This is a genomic window from Moorena sp. SIO3H5, assembly GCF_010692395.1.
Taxonomy (GTDB): Bacteria; Cyanobacteriota; Cyanobacteriia; order Cyanobacteriales; family Coleofasciculaceae; genus Moorena.
The window spans coordinates 1-2112 of record NZ_JAAHHS010000699.1; the positions used below are offsets into that span (position 1 = coordinate 1).

The following is a 2112-nucleotide window of genomic DNA, read 5'->3' on the forward strand; positions in this document are numbered from 1 at the left end:
TTCTTTGGGCTCTATAGTTTGATTAATAAAATTTGATAATTCATCTATAATATTCATATTTTTTATTTTTGTATAATAAAATTAATATTTATATTATATCTGTTACAAGCTATTTAGGGTTGCTATATCAGTTATCAGTTATCAGCTTATGGGTTAGGTCACAGGCTAGAAGCCTGTGCCACGGACTTTTCTCCAGACTTTCAATTTTTTATTACTATCTTAGGACAACTGATTGATTTCATCGATAGTCAACCCCGTATATTTAGCAATATCATTCAGGGGTAACCCAGCGGCCTTCATCTGTTTAGCAATCTGCTGTTTTTCTTCAAGTCTGCCTTCTTCTCGTCCTTGTTCTCGTCCTTCCCTTTTCGCGAAACTCCATGCACCTCGCGCGTCCTCCAAGGCCATCTCCTGTTTGCGGAGTTTTTCCACTTCTGAGACACTCAACCCCGCTTGATTCGCTATCGTTAAGGCTTGTTCTAGCTGTGGGATTTCCCTGAGCTGGTCAGGAATGATTTCTAAGTTGGGCGCTTCTTTGATAAAAAAGATCCACTTATCGATCACACTTTCCAACTCTTCCAGTTGCTTAGTAAATTTGGGTAGTTCCACAAACACTAGCTTTAACTCGTTCTCCTGATAAGGCAAGTGGTCTTCTTCCTCTTGAAAGTAAAAACAGCTAATGACTTTCTCGGTTGAGGGGAATAACTTAAAATCCGTGATGGTTAAAGCAATGACCGGATTGAGATCGAAATATCCCTGTCCCGATTTAAGTTGATTTCCATAGGTTTTACACAAGTTATACACCACTCGCTTCTCGAAAGCCTCCACATTCCAGAGTTGCATCTCAATGATGACAGTCGTTTTATCTTCTAATACTGCCTTAACATCCAGATAAGTGTCTTTTAAATCTACTACATCCCCTGCGCTATAGGGATCAATAATTTCTAAATCCTGGATGACTGACTTACCGGAGTATATCATGGCATTGAGGAAGGAAATTAGAATATCTTTACTCTGATCTGAGCCAAATATTTTCTTGAAAGCAAAGTCAGTTTTCGGGCTGATGAATCTCATGGTTTTACAGGTTTATATAGGGAGCAGGGAGCAGGGAGCAGGGAATAGGGAATAGAGAACAGGGAACAGGGAACAGAGAATAGGGAGTCTGGAGTCGGATATATCGCTTTTTTAATTAGGCAAAAAATCTAATAAATTTTCCACAATTTTACAGTAATTTTGATCGCAATAATAACCACATTACTCTCTTATTTATAACCCTATTTACTATTATAGCAACTCTTTATTTCGTAATAAAAAAAAATTCCTAAACCCCTTGACATTTAATTAATTTATTTATATATTAATAATGTACAGCATTTCAAACTACTGTTGATCATGACTAAAAACATTCCGCCTAACTCCGATGACAATCAAAACCCTCAAAACCCTGGTCGTAAGCCTAATAAAGTCAAGTACGTTTTGATCGGTTCTCCTGAACAAGTTCGGAATACAATTAATGCCATCTATGGCCTGAAATACGCCTATCCCGACGAGTGGAGCACTCCAGAACCTACTGAAAATACTGGTGAGGTTATGACGTTTTTGATTCGATATTTTTATGTAGACTAGGATAGGATTTTGCCAGCGATGCAGCGCGGTCTTGGGGGTTTCCACGGGGCTTACAAGGTGCGGACGCAGGTTCCGCACACAGCCCCTCCCCATGAGCGACTGCATCAAGACAGGGTTTTGATGCCCTGGCGACCAGGAATTGTGGAGGTTATTTTGAAGCTATCAGCTATCAGCTATCAGCTATCACCTATCAGCTTATGGGTTAGGTCACAGGCTGGAAGCCTGTGCCACAAAGCTGACCACTGAGGAATGTATTCGTTGATCAACAGTATCTAGATTTGAGCTCCGCTGTATTTGTGGTGGCTTATACAATAGAAATCGGTCAAGCATTGGGGTTAACCACAACTTGACCGATTTTTTTTTATTGGTATAGCACTACGCATTAAGATTAGGACATTTCTAAACTCTTAAACCTAGTCCTAGCTTACTTTTGAGTTCTGACTTCTAACTTTTGACTTGCGCAAGGGCTAGCTCCTCCCAACACCC

At 40.0% G+C, this 2112-nt stretch carries 3 protein-coding genes; 2 read left to right on the forward strand and 1 reads right to left on the reverse strand.

The features are described 5' to 3' along the window. Nucleotides 1-219: 219 nt before the first annotated feature. Nucleotides 220-1074, reverse strand: coding sequence for an Rpn family recombination-promoting nuclease/putative transposase (locus tag F6K52_RS35670; protein WP_293089835.1), 855 nt, complete (start codon nt 1072-1074; stop codon nt 220-222). A gap of 318 nt (nt 1075-1392) precedes the next feature. On the opposite strand from F6K52_RS35670, the gene F6K52_RS35675 reads away from it, so the two are divergent. Together F6K52_RS35675 and F6K52_RS35680 are read left to right on the forward strand one after the other, a co-directional pair. Then, nucleotides 1393-1626 (forward strand): hypothetical protein, encoded by a 234-nt coding sequence (locus tag F6K52_RS35675; RefSeq protein WP_293089837.1) that lies wholly within the window; start codon nt 1393-1395, stop codon nt 1624-1626. Between the two features lie 18 nt (nt 1627-1644). Next, nucleotides 1645-1872 (forward strand): hypothetical protein, encoded by a 228-nt coding sequence (locus tag F6K52_RS35680; protein WP_293089839.1) that lies wholly within the window; start codon nt 1645-1647, stop codon nt 1870-1872. Nucleotides 1873-2112 lie beyond the last annotated feature (240 nt).